Genomic DNA, 15,607 nt, shown 5'->3' on the forward strand with positions numbered 1-15,607 from the left:
CTGGACCCATGCGCGAAACGGATTTCGTCAGCGGCTTCGCCCGCGGCCTGAAGGTCATCGAAGCGTTCGGTGAAACGCGGCAACGGCTTTCCATTGCCGAGGCCGCCAAGCTGACGGAGCTTGACCGCGCCACCGTGCGCCGCTCATTGCTGACGCTCGCCGAGCTCGGTTATGCCGATTATGACGGCAAGTTCTTCACGCTGACGCCAAAGATCCTGCGCCTTGGTCATGCCTATCTCTCAGCGACGCCGCTGCCGGCCCTGCTGCAGCCACATCTCGATCTTCTCTCGGAAAAGGCCGGCCAGAGCGCCTCGGCCTCGGTGCTTGACGGCACCGACATCGTCTATATCGCCCGCGCCTCGCAGCGCCGCGTCATGTCGATCAATCTCACCCCCGGCAGCCGCCTGCCCGCCTACTGCGCCTCGATGGGGCGCGTTCTGCTCGCGGCCCTTGGCGAGAGCGAGGCCCGCGCCATCCTGGCCCGCAGCGAGCTGAAGCAAAACACGGCGAATACCAGGACCGATCCGGACGAACTGATCGCCGAATTCCGCCGTGTCCGCACTGAGGGTTACGCCATCATCGATCAGGAGCTGGAGATCGGCCTCTGCTCCATTGCCGTGCCCATCGACAACGACCGTGGCGAAACGGTCGCAGCGATCAATATCGGCGCGCCGGCTGCTCTCGTCCCGGCGGCGGAGATGAAGGAGCGCTATCTGCCGCTGCTGAAGGAAACGCAGGCGACCTTGCGGCCGCTGCTGCGGCGATGACGGTAAGCCTGAAGGGAGAGCGACCCCGGCCAGCGCCGGGGCCGCTCGTGATCGGTCAATGCGTCAGGTCGAGCGCGGCAGTCAGGTCACCCATCGGCGGCCGGTCGTTGTTGCGCAGCGCCTTGTCGCGGGCGACGATGCCGGGCAGCACCGGCAGATCGTAGCGCGCGGTGATGAAGCGGATGATCGACGTCGTGTCGTACTGCGTATGATCGACCATGCCGCCCTTGGCGAAGGGCGAGATGATGAAGGCCGGAATGCGGTTGCCCGGGCCCCAGCGATCGGCCTTCGGCGGCGCGACGTGATCCCAGAAGCCGCCATTCTCGTCATAGGTGACGATGACGAGCATATGGCCCCATTGCGGGCTCTTCTCCAGGTGGGAGACGACATCGGCAAGATGCTGGTCACCGCTCGAAACATCGGCATAACCGCCATGTTCGTTGAGGTTGCCCTGCGGCTTGTAGAAGGAAACCGCCGGCAGCTTGCCGTCGTCGATATCCCTAAGGAAGGCTTCACCGCCTAGGCCACCATCCCTCAGATGATCCGCACGCGCCTGGGTGCCGGGCGCGAAATTGGCGAAATAGTTGAATGGCTGGTGATGGAACTGGAAGTTCGGCACCGGGGTGGCATTCTTGCCGTCCAGGGCTGCCTGCCAGGCGCCGCTATACCAGGCCCAGCTGACACCCTTCAGCGACAGCAGGTCGCCGATGGTGATTTCATGCTGCGGCGGCAGCGTCGTTGCCGCCGCCGGATCGGCATAGGCCGCGTCACCATCCTTGGCCGGCGGATTGGCGCTCGGCTGGTAGGGCGGCTGCATGGTGTTGACGGCGTAGAAGTCAGGCGTCAGCGTGCCGTCGGAAACGAATTTCGGTGCGCCGTCCAGCGCCGACTTCGGGGCGTTTTCCGCGACCGTCAGCGACGTGCCATCCGCATCCACCTTGGCGATGGTGGGCTTGGCCGGGCTCTTGTCGGCGTTGGGATAATAGGGCGTGCAGGCGCAGACCAGCGCGAAATGGTTGAGGAACGAACCGCCGAAGGCGCCCTGGAAGAAATTGTCGGCAATGACGTATTTCTTGGCGACCTGCCACATCGGCAGGATGGAGCCGTCGTAATGGCCCATGACCAGGCTGCCGGAATCGGCCCAGGCGACGAACTTGTCGTTCTTGCCGCCGTCGATCTGCATCTGCTCCTGGTAGAAGCGATGCCAGAGGTCGCGGGTGATGACCGAAGGCGCCTCTGCGAAGCCCTGCGGATCGTCGATCGCGAAGGAGGCGTTGGCGAGATGGGCCGACTGCGCCTCAGTGACGGCAGGCGAGACACCCTTGGCGGTGAGGCCGCCCCAGGCCGGCGGCAGTTCGGACAGCCGCTGGCCGTCGCGGTCGAGCTGGCGTGCGCGATCGGCGGTCGCGTTCGAGAGCCCGTCGGCGCCGGGAAAACTGCCATAGAGATTATCGAAACTACGGTTTTCGGCATAGATGACGACGACATTGTCGATCTTGTCGTAACCGGCCGGCGCCGCATGGGTTGCCGTCGCCACCGCAAACGGCACGATGGCCGATCCGGCGAGACAGATCGAATGGAGGAGTTTCAGTCTTTTCACGGGGGTACCTCATGGCTAGGGGGGCGTTGGCTAGAGGGAGCGGAGAACGCTCGGGGGCGTTCGGACGCTATTCCGGCCGTCTATCAACTTTGTGACATCAGGGGTTGCCGTGATGCCGCAGGAGACTGGCCGTCATCAATTTGTTGCAGCGAGGTTCGATCATGGCGGAAACCAGTACTAACTTATTGGAATCCTTATCATGACGACGAAGATCATCTGGCTTGTGCGCTCCGGCCTGGCCGTCGGCATGGGTGCCGTGGCGCTTGGTCTTGCCATTCTTCCCCTGCGGCAAAGCAGCGCGGCGCCTGCTGTCGGCGTTCATCCCGGACCGACGTCGCGCGCTGAGGCCTTCGCCCGAGCCGAAACGCTGACCGCACTTGGCCGTGAGATATTCTCAGATCCCTCGCTGTCGGCCTCTGGCTTGCAGGCCTGCGCGTCCTGCCATGATCCCAATCACGCCTTCGGCCCGGCATCGGCCATGCCGGTCGAAATGGGCGGCGAACATCGGGACCAGCCGGGGTTGCGCGCTGTTCCGACGCTGCGTTACCTGCAATCGGTACCTGCTTTCACCGAGCATTATTACGATTCCGAGGACGAGGGAGACGAAAGCGTCGACAACGGCCCGACGGGCGGCCTGACCTGGGACGGCCGGGTCGATCACGGTGCCGATCAGGCGAAGATCCCGCTGCTCTCGCCTTTCGAAATGGGCAACAGGGATGCGGCCCAGGTAGTGGCGAAGCTGCGCAAGGCCGCCTATGCCGACGACATCAAGGCGGCCTTCGGCGAAACGATGTTCGACAATCCTCAGGATGCCTTTGATGCCGCCGCCGAGGCGCTCGCCACCTTCGAGCAGAGCGGCCCGGATTTTTATCCCTATTCCAGCCGCTACGACGCCTTTCTCGCCGGCAAGGCGACGCTGACGACGCAGGAGCTGCGCGGACGGCAGTTGTTCGAGGACCCAGCCAAGGGCAACTGTTCGAGCTGTCACTTAAGCGAGCCCGCCAATGACGGCGAGCCGCCGCAATTTTCCGATTTCGGCTTCCTCGGGCTCGCCGCGCCCCGCAACATGGCGGTCCCGGCCAACAACGATCCCAACTATCACGATCTCGGCCTTTGCGGCCCTCAGCGCACCGACTTTGCCGGGCGCAGCGACTATTGCGGCCTGTTCCGCACCCCGACGCTGCGCAACGTTGCGCTGAAAAAGAGCTTCTTCCACAACGGCTATTTCCACTCGCTGCGCGACGTCGTCTCCTTCTATGCGACCCGCGACAGCAATCCCGGCCGTTGGTATCCAAGGAATGCCGACGGCACGATCCGGAAATATGACGACCTGCCGCAGGCCTATTGGGATAACCTCAACCAGGATCCGCCCTTCGGCAGGAAGCCGGGCGACGCGCCTGCCCTCACCGATCCCGAAATCGACGACATCGTCGCCTTCCTCAGAACCCTGACCGATGCCGATCTGCAGCCCGAGGCGACCGGGCATTAGGACGCCTGGAATTTTAAGAAATGCCCAGGACCAATGACGTCTTTCTCAACAATAACAATCAAACCCGTCGACGCATTCCCACTTGATGTATCATAATTTCAGATATACATCATTTCATCGGAAATAGTGGGGGAATGATGGAACGCTCGTTTTTGACGATTGCCGCCGGCGAGAATAATGATGCGATACGCGCGCTTTCGGCGCCGGCGCGGCTGGAGATGCTCAAGCTGCTCTGCGCCAAGGGACCAATGAATATCAACGATATCGCGCGTGCCCTTTCTCTTCCTCAATCGACTGTCGCCACCGGGATCCAGATTTTGGAAGACGCCCGGCTGGTCGATTCCCAGCTGACGAAGGCCCGGAAGGGAAACCAGAAGATCTGCTCGGCGATCTACAGCGAAATTCTGATCAGCTTCGAGGAAAGTGCAGCCCAAAGGGCCAACAATATCATCGAAGTCGAGATGCCGGTGGGGCTCTACACCAGTTGCGACGTCCATGCGCCGTGCGGTCTTTGCTCCACCGAGAGCGTCATCGGCCCCCTCGATGTCCCCGACTATTTCCTCGATCCGCAGCGCATGCAGGCTGGGCTCGTCTGGTTCGGCCGGGGATATGTGGAATATAAATTCCCCAACAACGCCAAGGTGTTGAACAAGGATATCCGCGCCATAGAGTTCTCGCTGGAGCTGTCGTCCGAGGTGCCGGGCACCAATCCGGACTGGCCTTCGGATATAACGCTCTGGGTCAATGGAATGGCGATCGGAACCTGGACGTCCCCTGGCGATTACGGCGACAAGCGCGGCGCCTTCACGCCGGCATGGTGGAAGCTCGAGGGCTCGCAATATGGGATGATGAAGACCTGGCGGATCTCCACGCGCGGCACCTTCATCGACGGTATGGCCGCCTCGAATGTCACGCTCAGCGATCTCGCGCTTGCCCAGCATTCCTCCATCCGGCTCCGGGTCGGCATCGCAGAAAATGCCGGCCATACTGGCGGCGTCAATATTTTCGGTCGCGGCTTCGGAAATCACGGCCGCGATATCATCATGCGGCTACACGTCTGAAAAATCAAAATCGGAAATCTTGATTTAAATATCACGATTCTTTCCAGTTGCGACGACCGATAAAGTCAGCCAAATAACTGTAAATAGACAGTTTTTTCTGAAATCCCTATTAGTATGATTAAAGTCGCAACTTGGTTGACAGAACAACATTCCTGATATCAAGTTAGAGGCAAGAAAACAAAATATCTGATATATAAACGGGAGGATCCGTTGAAGACGAACGTTGTGGTTCACCGCGATTTCCGCATCGCGACCATTGACTCCAGGCTCTACAGTTCATTTCTCGAGCATCTTGGCAGGGCGATCTACGGGGGCATTTATGAGCCCGGACACCCGACGGCCGATGAGGATGGATTCCGGCAGGATGTCCTCGATCTGGTGCGTGATCTTGACACGCCATACTGCCGCTATCCCGGCGGTAATTTCGTCTCGGCCTATAATTGGGAAGACGGCGTCGGGCCCCGTGCGGAGCGCCCGGTTCGCCTCGACCTTGCCTGGCGCACCCGCGAAGCCAACCAGATCGGCGTGAATGAATTCGTCGACTGGTGCAAGAAGGCGAACACCAAGCCGATGCTCGCCGTCAATCTCGGATCACGCGGCCTGGATGCAGCCCGCAATTTCCTCGAATATTGCAATCATCCGGGCGGCACCTACTGGTCGGATCTGCGCCGCAAGCACGGCTGGTCCAATCCGCACGATGTCAAATTGTGGTGCCTCGGCAACGAGATGGATGGTCCCTGGCAGGTCGGTCACAAGTCCGCCTACGAATATGGCCGGCTGGCGGATGAGACGGCGAAGGCCATGCGCGGCTTCGACAAGTCGCTCGAACTCGTGGTCTGCGGCTCGTCCAATTCCGATATGAAGACCTATCCGGAATGGGAGGCCCAGGTCCTCGAGCAGTGCTATGACAGCGCCGACCATATCTCGCTGCATATGTATTTTGCCAACCGCGAGAAAAATACGCTTAACTATCTCGCCCGCGCGACGAAGCTCGATCGCTACATCACCACGATCGGCGGCGTGATCGACTACATCAAGGCGAAAAAACGCTCGAAGAAGACGATCGGCATTTCCTTCGACGAATGGAATGTCTGGTATCATTCCAACCAGCAGGACAAGGAGATCCTGGCGCGCGACGAATGGCCGGATGCGCCGCATCTCTTGGAAGACATCTACAATTTCGAAGACGTGCTGCAGGTCGGCGGCATCTTGAACACCTTCATCCGTCGCTCCGACCGCGTACGCATCGCCTGCATCGCGCAGCTCGTCAACGTCATCGCCCCGATCATGACCGAGGACGGCGGCGCCGCCTGGCGCCAGACCATCTATTACCCCTTCTATTACGCCTCCAGATATGGCCGCGGCTCGGCACTGCAGCTGGTCGTCGATGGTCCGACCTATGACAGCGACGAGGAGAACGACGTTCCCTATCTCGACGTATCGGCCGTCCATTCCGAGGACGGCAAGACCCTGACCTTCTTTGCCGTCAATCGTCATCCGAGCGCGGCGCTCGATCTCGATGTGCGGTTGGAAGGCTTCGGAAATGCCCGCGTGGTCGAGCAGGTGGAAATGACCCACGGTGATCTGGAAGCCGTCAATACGGCTGCGCGGCCGCAAACGGTCGCTCCGGTCAATGTCGAGAGTGGAAAGATTGAGGATGGACGGTTGCGGGCGGCGCTGAAGCCGCTGTCCTACAACGTCATCCGGCTGTCAGTGTGACAGCCGCCGCCGGGTAAGCCACGATTGGCCACCGGCTGAGATTTCGGCTCGCTGCGAGGAGGCAGGGAGCCGGAGGGATGGTTCGCCGAAGCTCTGGACCTTGAGTCCTGAGGCCTCTGCGAACCGACAACCGCGACGTGCCCATGCGTGCCTTTGCGGCCGCCGGATCGTCGCTTTCTAGGGAGGAGTTCATGCAACAGTGGAAGAGGCTCGCATTTGGCGTCGCGCTGGCCGCATTCGGCCTGACCGCGACGGCCAAGGCCGATGACTACACCTCCTTGCCGCGCAAGGAGACGCTCATCGTCGAAAATCCGGAAGGGACGATCAAAAATCCCGGCTGGTTCAACATCTGGGTCAATGGCGGCGGCGGCGTATCGACCGGCCTGCAGCAGCTGACCATGGATACGCTCTGGTATATCGATCCCGAACAAGGGCTTGGCGGCGCGACCTGGGACAATTCGCTGGCTGCCGACAAGCCGCAATATAATGCCGACTTCACCGAGATGACCGTGAAACTGCGCAAGGGGCTCTTCTGGAGCGACGGCGTGGAGTTCACTGCAGACGACGTGGTCTACACCGTCAAGACGCAGATGGATCACCCCGGCATGGTCTGGAGTGCTGCCTTCTCGGTGCAGGTGGCAAGCGTCGAGGCGACCGACCCCTCGACTGTCGTGTTCAAGCTGAAGAAGCCCAATTCGCGCTTCCACGCCATTTTCACCGTTCGCTGGAACGGCGCCTGGATCATGCCCAAGCATGTCTTCGAAAAAGTCGAAGATCCGCTTCGTTATGACTTCGCCAATCCCGTCTCGCTCGGCGCATACAAGCTCAAGTCGTTTGATCCCCAGGGCAAATGGTATACCTGGGAGAAGCGTGACGACTGGCAACGGACCTCGCTTGCCCGCTTCGGCGAGCCGGCCCCGAAATACGTGACCTATACCGATCCCGGCCCGCCGGATAAGCGGACGATCGCCCAGCTCGAGCACAATCTCGATATCATCCACGACAATACGCCAGAGGGCATGTTCACCCTCAAGGAGAAATCCAAGTCGATCGAAACCTGGTTCCCGGGCTTCCCCTTCGCCCATCCGGATCCGACACTTCCGGCTGTCATTTTCAACACGCAGGATCCGCCATTTGACAACGCTGATGTACGCTGGGCGCTCGCCCTGCTGATCGACATCAAGGCGGTCGACATGGCGAGCTATCGCGGGGCAGCGACCCTTTCGGCGCTCGGCGTGCCGCCGACGGCGGCCACGATGAAGGACTATCAGGCGCCGATGCAGGATTGGCTGAAGAATTTCGAGATCGATACCGGCAAGAGCAAGATCAAGCCTTATGACCCGACGGTCGGGCAACAGATCGCCGATATTCTGCGCAAGCAGCCGAAGTTCAAGGACCAGATCCCGACCGACCCGCAGGCAATCAGCGGTGCCTTCGGCTATGGCTGGTGGAAACCGGATCCGAAGGCTGCCGGCGAACTGCTGGAGAAGGCAGGCTTCAAGAAATCCGGCGGCAAATGGCTGACCCCTGATGGACAGCCCTTCAAGATCCGGATGACGGTGGAAGGCGACACACGCTCGGTCTTCACCCGCGCCGGAACGCTGATCGCACAGCAATGGGCCGCATTCGGCATCGACGCCAAAGCCGTGCCGGCCGCGAAACTTTGGCAGGTGGCACTCCAGCCCGGCGATTTCCAGGTGGCGATTGCCTGGAGCGTCGAGACCTGGGGCGGCGATCCTGACCTGTCGTTCTTCCTCGACAGCTGGCACTCGCAGTTCGTGGCCAAGAAGGGTGACAATCAGCCGCCGCGCAACTGGCAGCGCTGGAGCAATCCGGAGCTCGACAAGATCATCGAAAGCATCCGCGGCATCAGCGCCGACGATCCGAAGGGCGTCGAACTCGGCAAGGATTATCTGAAGCTGGTCGCCCGCGAAATGCCGACGATCCCGCTGATGTCGTATAACGTCTTTACCTCGATGGATACGACCTATTGGACCGGCTATCCGACGATATCAGACCCCTATACCGACCCAGTGCCGAATTGGGCAAACTCCAGGCTGATGATGGTCAAACTCAAGCCGGCACAACCGAAATAATCCTCCCAACGCCGGCGCGAGTGTTGCGCGCCGGCCCCCTATCGACGGGCATGTGGCATGTCCGTCGATCCTTTCCTGTCGATGAAGGGAACCAGAGAGGAACCACTGCCCTATGACGTCTTATCTGCTCTTTGTGCTGAAGCGGTTCGGTCAGTTTCTGCTCGTGGTATTTCTTGGCGTGACCATCACATTCTTCGTCACCCACCTGACCCCGATCGATCCGGTCGAAGAAAGCATAGGCGCCATCACGCAGATGGGGCAGTCCGATCCCAATGCGATCGAACTGATGCGCCAGTCGCTTCGCGAGCTTTACGGAATGGAGGGCTCGATCTGGCAGCAATACCTGCATTTCTGGCTTCGGCTTGCGACCGGTGATCTCGGTCCCTCGCTATCGGCTTTTCCCACACCCGTTTCCACTATCATCCTGCGGTCCCTGCCCTGGACCATCGGGCTGATGACGATGTCGACCCTGATCACTTTCGTGCTCGGCAATGCGATCGGCGCGCTCGCCGGCTATTACCGGAAGAATATGGTGATGAAGGCCGTCAGCCTCGTCTTCATCGCGCTGCTTCCCATTCCCTATTATATTCTCGCCTTCGTGCTTCTGATTGTGTTCGGCTATCTCTGGCCGGTGCTGCCGATCAATGGCGGCTACGAGATGAACGCCAATCTGGACCTCTCCTTCGCCCTGGTCCTCGATATACTGAAGCACTCCATCCTGCCGGCCTTTTCTCTCATCCTTGTGGGAACCGGCAGTTGGCTGATCGGGATGCGCGCCCTCGTATCCAACATCATCACCGAGGATTATGTCGTCTTCGCCGAACTCGGCGGCGTTCCCAAACGGAAAATTCTCCGCTCCTACATCTCCCGCAATGCCATGGTGCCGCAATTTACCGGGCTTGCCATGTCGCTCGGCGCGATCTTCAACGGCACGGTCATTACCGAAATCGTCTTCGGCTATCCGGGCATCGGCAACCTGCTGATCGAAGCGGTGCATGCCGGCGATTACAGCCTGGTGCTCGGCCTCAGCGCATTGTCGATCGTCGGCGTTGCCGCTGCCGTGTTCATCATCGACATTCTGAGCCCGCTGATCGATCCGCGTATCAAGGTGGAATAGAACATGTTTACGATCGTCCGCGACCTCGCACGCCAGAATATGGAATTCCTCTGCGGCCTGCTGCTCTTTGCCGTCATCGTCGGATTGATAGTCGTGTCCTATTTCTCGCCTTACGGCGCGACGGACATCTATCTTCTACCGCCCGATATGCCGCCCGACGGCGAATATTGGCTCGGCACGACATCGCGTGGCCAGGACGTTTTCTGGCAATTGACGACCGCCCTTCGCAACACCCTGTTTTTCGGCATCGGCGTCGCCTTCATTTCACGCATCATCTCGCTGGTCGTCGGCCTCGTCGCCGGTTATGCCGGCGGTGCGGTCGACCGGGTGCTGATGGCCATCAACGACAGCGTCATGGTCATCCCGCAATTTCCGCTGCTGATCCTTTTCTATTTCGTACTGAAGGACAGCATGACCTGGACGGCGCTGATCGTCATCATGGCCTCGCTCGGCTGGTCCTATGACGCACGCCTCATCCGGTCGGTAGCGATCAGCCTGAAGACGAGATCCTTCACCACCCAGAGCGTCTATTCCGGCATGAGCATGCGCAAGATCCTCGTCGAGGAGCACCTGCCTTACGTTCTGCCGATCGTCTTTGCCACCACGATGAACAACATGATCTGGTCGATCGGCATGGAGATCACCCTGTCGGTGCTCGGCTTCACCGATATCGAGACGCCGACCATGGGCATGATGATCTATTGGGCCAATGCGCATTCGGCGCTGATATCAGGCATATGGTGGTGGGTGGCCGCCCCTGTCGCCGTCATCGTCGTCCTCTTCCTGGCGCTCTTCCTGCTGTCCATGTCGATGAACGAATACAATGATCCGCGCAGCCGGCTGAACCGGATGGGAAGTTAGTATGGATCCTTTGGTCGAAATTGAGAATCTGAAAGCCTATTACCGTGCCTTCCTCTACGGCGTCGATCGCGAGGTGCGCGCCGTCGACGATATCAGCCTGACGATCGGCCGCGGCGAGGTCTATGGCGTTGCCGGTGAATCGAGCAGCGGCAAGACGACCTTGATCAAGACCATTGCCGGCGCAATCCGGCCGCCGCTGAGGGTCGTGTCCGGGAAAGTGACATTCCATTTCGACGGCGGCACCCAGGATATCTACGCGATGAAGCCGGAAGAGCGCCTGGCGCTGCGCTGGCGGCATCTGTCCTATATCATGCAGGGCTCGATGAATGTGCTCAATCCGGTGCGCCGGATCCGTCACTCCTTCACCGATTTCGCCTTTCGCCACATGAAGGTCGGCAAGAGCGAGTTTTTCGAAAGGGTCGCCACCCATCTGCAGCGGCTGAAGCTGGATCCGCATCTGCTCGACGCCTACCCCCACGAGCTCTCGGGCGGCATGCGCCAGCGCATGACCATTGCACTGGCGACAATCCTGACGCCGGAATTCATCATCGCCGACGAACCGACGACCGCGCTCGACGTGATCGTTCAGCGCGACGTTCTGTCGATGATCCGCGAAATCCAGCGCGAGATGGGCTCGTCCTTCCTGTTCGTTACCCATGATATGGGGGTTCACGCGACGGTCTCCGACCGCATCGGCATTGTCTATGCCGGGCGTCTTGTCGAGGAAGCGCCGACCGCCAAACTCTTCAACATGCCGCTCCACCCCTATACGCAGCACCTCGTCGGCAGCCTGCCGCGCATCGGCGATGCGACGGCCCGCCCTTCGCTGGAGGGTCGTCCGCCGAACCTCGCCATGCCGCCGGAAGGCTGCCGGTTTCACCCGCGCTGTCCGAAGCGCATGGAGATTTGCTCGCAGAAGGTTCCGCCGCTCGTCACCGTCGAGCCGCAGCGGCGCGTGGCGTGTTTTGCCGTTACGGGAGATCAGGTTTGAGTGCTCTTCTTAGTCTCTCGCATGTGACGAAAGTCTACCGCCAGGGCGGCATGCTCGGCCGGCGCCTGATCACGGCGGTCAAGGATGTCAGCTTCGAACTGGGAGAGGAGCCGGAGATCCTCTCGATCGTTGGCGAATCCGGCTCGGGAAAATCGACGATCGCGGCGATGATCCTCGGCCAGACCGAACCAACGGAAGGCGAGCTTCAATTCAGCGGCAGGACCGTCGCCATCCATAGCAGAGCCGAGCGCAGGGCGTTCATGAAAGAGGTCCAGCCGGTTCTGCAGAACCCCTTCGAAGCCTTCAATCCGCTGAAACGTGTCGACCGTTATCTCTTCGAGACCGCCCGCAATTTTTCGTTCTCGGGAAAACGGCCGGACCGAGAGCAGGCGGAGCGGATGGCGGATGCCGCGCTCGTCCATGTCGGCCTGACCCTTGAAGAGGTGAAAGGCCGGTTTCCCCACGAATTGTCGGGCGGCCAGCTTCAGCGCGTCGCCATCGCCCGCGCGCTGATCCCGCAACCCCGCCTGCTTGTGGCAGATGAACCGGTCTCCATGGTCGACGCATCGCTGCGCATGGCCATCGTCAATCTCTTCGGCCGCTTGAAAAACGAGCTCGGCCTTTCAATCGTCTACATCACCCACGACCTCGCCACCGCCTATTATATCAGCGACAACATCATCATCATGCGCAAAGGCGAAATCGTCGAGCGAGGACAGGCCCGCACTGTCCTGGACAACCCGCAGCATCCGTATTCGCGGGCACTCAAGGACGCGGTTCTGGCCGCCGACTTCAGCCCGGTGACGTAGGTGCTGCGGGGGATGGCGCAGCCAGGACGAATAGGCAGCTTTCCTTTATGAGGGTTGGCAGGTTTAGCGTTGCCTTAAAGAAACTGTGCAAGGATGAGGGCCTGTCATCCACGCCGGCAACCTGATGAAGTTTCGAAGAAATCTCGCTCGCTCCGTAATAAGCCATACCAGCGCATTCGCGCCCGCAATATTTGCGGCAATTATTGCAGCAATCGTCGTCTGGGTCGCAACCAACTGGCGGCTGGAGCGATCGCTGGCCGATGAACGCTCCATCGTTGCCGGCGAGCTTGCCACCATATCCTCCCGGCTTCAGACGAACCTCAACAGCAATGTGAAGCTGTTGCAGGGGCTGGCGGCCGGCATCGCAGTCAATCCAGAGATGGGCCAAAGCGGCTTTTCCAAACTTGCCGCGCAGATCCTGCAGCCCGATTCACAATTGCGAAGCTTCGCCGCTGCGCCCGACATGGTGGTCAGGTGGGTTTATCCGGAGAAAGGAAACGAAAAGGCCATCGGGCTCGACTACCGAACCAATGAAAAGCAACGGGCTGCCGCGATGCTGGCGCGCAACACGCATAATATCGTTCTGACCGGCCCGGTGGAGCTTGTCCAAGGTGGAACCGCTTTTGTGGTCAGGTGCCCGATCTACATCAATGACGGAACAAGCCAGATCTTTTGGGGGCTGCTTTCCGGAATAGTAGACATACCAAAGCTTTACCAGGAAAGTGGCCTTGGTTCGACCGAACTTGAGATCGCCATCAGCACGGTACCGGAGCCGAATTCGCCCAAACAGGTTTTTTTCGGCAGCCTGGCAACCTTTTCCAGGAAACCGGTCCAGACATCCGTTGATATGGTTTATGGCCGATGGACCCTCGCCGCACTGCCAAAGCAGGGATGGGGCCAAAATAGCGGGATCGGCACTTTTGAGTTCTACGCGAGCCTATTGGCATTTTGCGTCGTTGCGCCGATTGTCTGGATCGGTTTTCTGACCAAATCACGCCAAAGAACGATCGAAAAGCTTCGCCTTCACAAGAAAAAGCTCGTTCGAGCACGACAGAGGCTGGAGTACCTGTCATTGCATGACGCATTGACGGGGCTTCCCAATCGACGATTTGTCGACCAGATGATCTCGCAACCGCCGAGACCTCGTCCACAAGATTGTCTGATACTCATTCATATTGACCTCGATCGATTTAAAGAAATCAACGACACGAAAGGGCACGCCGGCGGTGACGCGGTCTTGCAAGCAACGGCTTCGCGCCTTGCCGATTTGGCTGGTCCAAACGACGAAGCGGCTCGGATCGGTGGAGATGAGTTCATCTTCGCCAGCTGGAGTGCCGATCCGGAGCCGAAGGCAAACGCATTGGCCCGGCAAATTGTCGATGCCCTCGAGCAACCCCTCTTCATTGACGGTGCGGCCTGTATTGTCGGTGCAAGCGTCGGCGTCGCCTGGGAGACTGAAGGTGCTCTCGGGCGGGACCTCGGCCAATTGCTTCTCGATGCCGATTTGGCTCTCTACGAGGCGAAGAAGGCCGGCCGCGGCCGCGCTGCGGTCTTTACAGAAGAGCTTCGCAGCGCCGCGATCCATTCGAAAGAATTGGCGGATGAATTCACGCATGCGCTCGATCGTGATGAACTCGTTGCATTCTTCCAACCGCAGTTCAATGCAAACACATTGGATATTGCCGGCGTCGAGACACTGGCCCGTTGGGATCACCCGAAAAAGGGTCTGCTCGCCCCGAACAGATTTCTTGACGTCGCGGAAAAGCTGGGGCGCACCGGCGACATGGATAGGCTGATCCTGCAAAAGGCCCTGTTCGAGCTGACAAGATGGGACAGCCTGGGAATGCAAATTCCACGTGTCTCGGTCAACATTTCAGCGCGTCGACTGGCGCAGGCAAATCTGCTTGCCGAGCTGTCCGAGCTTCCCATCGCGAAGGGTCGTCTGTGTTTCGAGCTGCTCGAGACAATCTCCTTCAATGATCTTCAACCTGTTCTCAAGGAGATCATTCCAGCCGTCAAAAAGCTTGGCATCGAAATCGAGATCGATGACTTCGGCACCGAACATGCCAGTATCGTCAGTTTGCTTCGATTTGAGCCGCGACGCCTGAAGATCGATCGCGAAATTATCAAGCCGATTATCGCATCTCCATCTCAGCGCCGTCTGGTCTCCTCCATCATCGAAATCGGCCGATCGCAGAACATCGACATCGTTGCAGAGGGCGTGGAGACCATGGAGCATGCGAAGATCCTGAAAGATCTCGGTTGCCATATATTGCAAGGCTACGCTCTGGCACGACCAATGACCTCGGAGCAGTTGATTGAATTTTGCCGCATAAAGGACAAAGGAATGACCGAGGCAGGCTGATAGCCAAACCCCGCATTCCCTGTATGACTATCTTCCGTCGATCCTAGACTCATCGCCGCTGACGCCCGACGAAGTTCGCAACATGCATGCCGAGACCGAACTGCTGTTCATCACCGTTCAGCGGCCAATCGTTGCGACAACGTTGCGCTATTATGCCGACCCTGAATTTGCCAGATTGTTTGCCAAGCAGGAGATAAGCCAGGAGAGATGAGCCAAGCGGTTCACATCACCCCGATGAATCGATCGGGCCTGACCGATTCACAAATGTCGTTGGACACCCTCACCTGGTGTTTGCGATCCTGCCGGCATGACAGTTCAGCCCTATCAGGTCTATATCGAACGCAGAGAGCTTGCCAAAAACATGGCTCGCTTTTATGCGCTGTCGATCGAGGCGAACCTCTTCGGCGAGACCTCGCTCGTGCGCAGCTGGGGACGAATCGGCAGCCGCGGACGGCAGAAGATCCATGTCTTCGACAGCGAGGCGAAAGCCGTCGATCTCCTGCTCGCCCTTTTGCGCAAGAAGCGCTCGCGAGGTTATCGGCCGCTGCAGTGATCCGCATCCGCGTCTCTCATGGTTGAGTGAAGGAAGAGACGGCTCACGCCGCCGCCTCCTCGTCGAACTCCGGCTGCAAGGAATGCAGGTAGTCGACGGCCCGCTGCGCATGCGCTGCCGCGGAAAAGATGGCGCGCTTGTCGTTGCCAAGAACCTTAAGCCAGCCATCGAGATAGCTT

Annotated in this window: 12 protein-coding genes and 2 pseudogenes; 12 read left to right on the forward strand and 2 right to left on the reverse strand. The window is 59.6% G+C overall.

The genetic code is table 11. The annotated features are described in order from the left end of the window. Window positions 1-8 precede the first annotated feature (8 nt). Entirely contained in the window at window positions 9-767 is a 759-nt protein-coding gene (locus tag AC1D2N_RS33905; protein WP_130653658.1) for an IclR family transcriptional regulator, read from the forward strand. Window positions 768-822: 55 nt separating this feature from the next. On the opposite strand, the gene AC1D2N_RS33910 is transcribed toward AC1D2N_RS33905, so the two are convergent. Further along, window positions 823-2,367, reverse strand: a complete 1,545-nt coding sequence (locus AC1D2N_RS33910; protein WP_130653659.1) for an acid phosphatase — start codon at window positions 2,365-2,367, stop codon at window positions 823-825. A gap of 199 nt (window positions 2,368-2,566) precedes the next feature. On the opposite strand from AC1D2N_RS33910, the gene AC1D2N_RS33915 reads away from it, so the two are divergent. The 11 genes and pseudogenes from AC1D2N_RS33915 to AC1D2N_RS33965 all read left to right on the forward strand — a co-directional run bounded on the left by AC1D2N_RS33915 (window position 2,567) and on the right by AC1D2N_RS33965 (window position 15,428). After that, window positions 2,567-3,856, forward strand: coding sequence for a cytochrome-c peroxidase (locus tag AC1D2N_RS33915; protein ID WP_130748241.1), 1,290 nt, complete (start codon window positions 2,567-2,569; stop codon window positions 3,854-3,856). A 134-nt stretch (window positions 3,857-3,990) separates the two neighbouring features. After that, the gene (locus AC1D2N_RS33920; RefSeq protein WP_182565565.1) at window positions 3,991-4,917 is read left to right on the forward strand and encodes an ArsR/SmtB family transcription factor; all 927 of its coding nucleotides are present in this window, start codon (window positions 3,991-3,993) and stop codon (window positions 4,915-4,917) included. A gap of 210 nt (window positions 4,918-5,127) precedes the next feature. Then, complete coding sequence (arfA, locus tag AC1D2N_RS33925) at window positions 5,128-6,636, forward strand: arabinosylfuranosidase ArfA (RefSeq protein WP_130653661.1); 1,509 nt, start codon at window positions 5,128-5,130, stop codon at window positions 6,634-6,636. Between the two features lie 191 nt (window positions 6,637-6,827). Continuing rightward, entirely contained in the window at window positions 6,828-8,732 is a 1,905-nt protein-coding gene (locus tag AC1D2N_RS33930; RefSeq protein ID WP_130653662.1) for an ABC transporter substrate-binding protein, read from the forward strand. A gap of 112 nt (window positions 8,733-8,844) precedes the next feature. Continuing rightward, complete coding sequence (locus AC1D2N_RS33935) at window positions 8,845-9,849, forward strand: ABC transporter permease (protein ID WP_018246419.1); 1,005 nt, start codon at window positions 8,845-8,847, stop codon at window positions 9,847-9,849. A 3-nt stretch (window positions 9,850-9,852) separates the two neighbouring features. Beyond that, window positions 9,853-10,710, forward strand: coding sequence for an ABC transporter permease (locus AC1D2N_RS33940; protein ID WP_018246418.1), 858 nt, complete (start codon window positions 9,853-9,855; stop codon window positions 10,708-10,710). Window position 10,711: 1 nt separating this feature from the next. Further along, window positions 10,712-11,701, forward strand: a complete 990-nt coding sequence (locus AC1D2N_RS33945) for an ABC transporter ATP-binding protein (protein WP_130653663.1) — start codon at window positions 10,712-10,714, stop codon at window positions 11,699-11,701. After that, window positions 11,698-12,510, forward strand: a complete 813-nt coding sequence (locus AC1D2N_RS33950) for an ABC transporter ATP-binding protein (RefSeq protein WP_115156824.1) — start codon at window positions 11,698-11,700, stop codon at window positions 12,508-12,510. The genes AC1D2N_RS33945 and AC1D2N_RS33950 overlap by 4 nt, the downstream gene beginning before the upstream one ends. Window positions 12,511-12,634: 124 nt before the next feature. Beyond that, window positions 12,635-14,875: a bifunctional diguanylate cyclase/phosphodiesterase gene (locus AC1D2N_RS33955; RefSeq protein ID WP_130653664.1), complete on the forward strand. Its 2,241-nt coding sequence runs from the start codon at window positions 12,635-12,637 to the stop codon at window positions 14,873-14,875. A gap of 58 nt (window positions 14,876-14,933) precedes the next feature. Continuing rightward, a pseudogene (locus tag AC1D2N_RS33960) lies at window positions 14,934-15,086 on the forward strand (type IV secretory system conjugative DNA transfer family protein); the annotation flags it as partial. Between the two features lie 96 nt (window positions 15,087-15,182). Continuing rightward, entirely contained in the window at window positions 15,183-15,428 is a 246-nt protein-coding gene (locus AC1D2N_RS33965; protein ID WP_130653666.1) for a WGR domain-containing protein, read from the forward strand. A gap of 43 nt (window positions 15,429-15,471) precedes the next feature. Here AC1D2N_RS33965 and AC1D2N_RS33970 read toward each other — a convergent pair. Next, window positions 15,472-15,607: pseudogene (locus AC1D2N_RS33970) on the reverse strand (antirestriction protein ArdC); the annotation flags it as partial.

The sequence above is a fragment of the Rhizobium sp. P1_B8 genome (genome assembly GCF_056406515.1).

What these genes read in the sequence shown, in the direction of transcription:
- AC1D2N_RS33965 (WP_130653666.1), top strand. Translation starts at nt 15,183, where the DNA reads ATGACAGTTCAGCCCTATCAGGTCTATATCGAACGCAGAGAGCTTGCC.
- AC1D2N_RS33945 (WP_130653663.1), top strand. Translation starts at nt 10,712, where the DNA reads ATGGATCCTTTGGTCGAAATTGAGAATCTGAAAGCCTATTACCGTGCC.
- AC1D2N_RS33955 (WP_130653664.1), top strand. Translation starts at nt 12,635, where the DNA reads ATGAAGTTTCGAAGAAATCTCGCTCGCTCCGTAATAAGCCATACCAGC.
- AC1D2N_RS33905 (WP_130653658.1), top strand. Translation starts at nt 9, where the DNA reads ATGCGCGAAACGGATTTCGTCAGCGGCTTCGCCCGCGGCCTGAAGGTC.
- AC1D2N_RS33920 (WP_182565565.1), top strand. Translation starts at nt 3,991, where the DNA reads ATGATGGAACGCTCGTTTTTGACGATTGCCGCCGGCGAGAATAATGAT.
- AC1D2N_RS33935 (WP_018246419.1), top strand. Translation starts at nt 8,845, where the DNA reads ATGACGTCTTATCTGCTCTTTGTGCTGAAGCGGTTCGGTCAGTTTCTG.
- AC1D2N_RS33930 (WP_130653662.1), top strand. Translation starts at nt 6,828, where the DNA reads ATGCAACAGTGGAAGAGGCTCGCATTTGGCGTCGCGCTGGCCGCATTC.
- AC1D2N_RS33940 (WP_018246418.1), top strand. Translation starts at nt 9,853, where the DNA reads ATGTTTACGATCGTCCGCGACCTCGCACGCCAGAATATGGAATTCCTC.
- AC1D2N_RS33915 (WP_130748241.1), top strand. Translation starts at nt 2,567, where the DNA reads ATGACGACGAAGATCATCTGGCTTGTGCGCTCCGGCCTGGCCGTCGGC.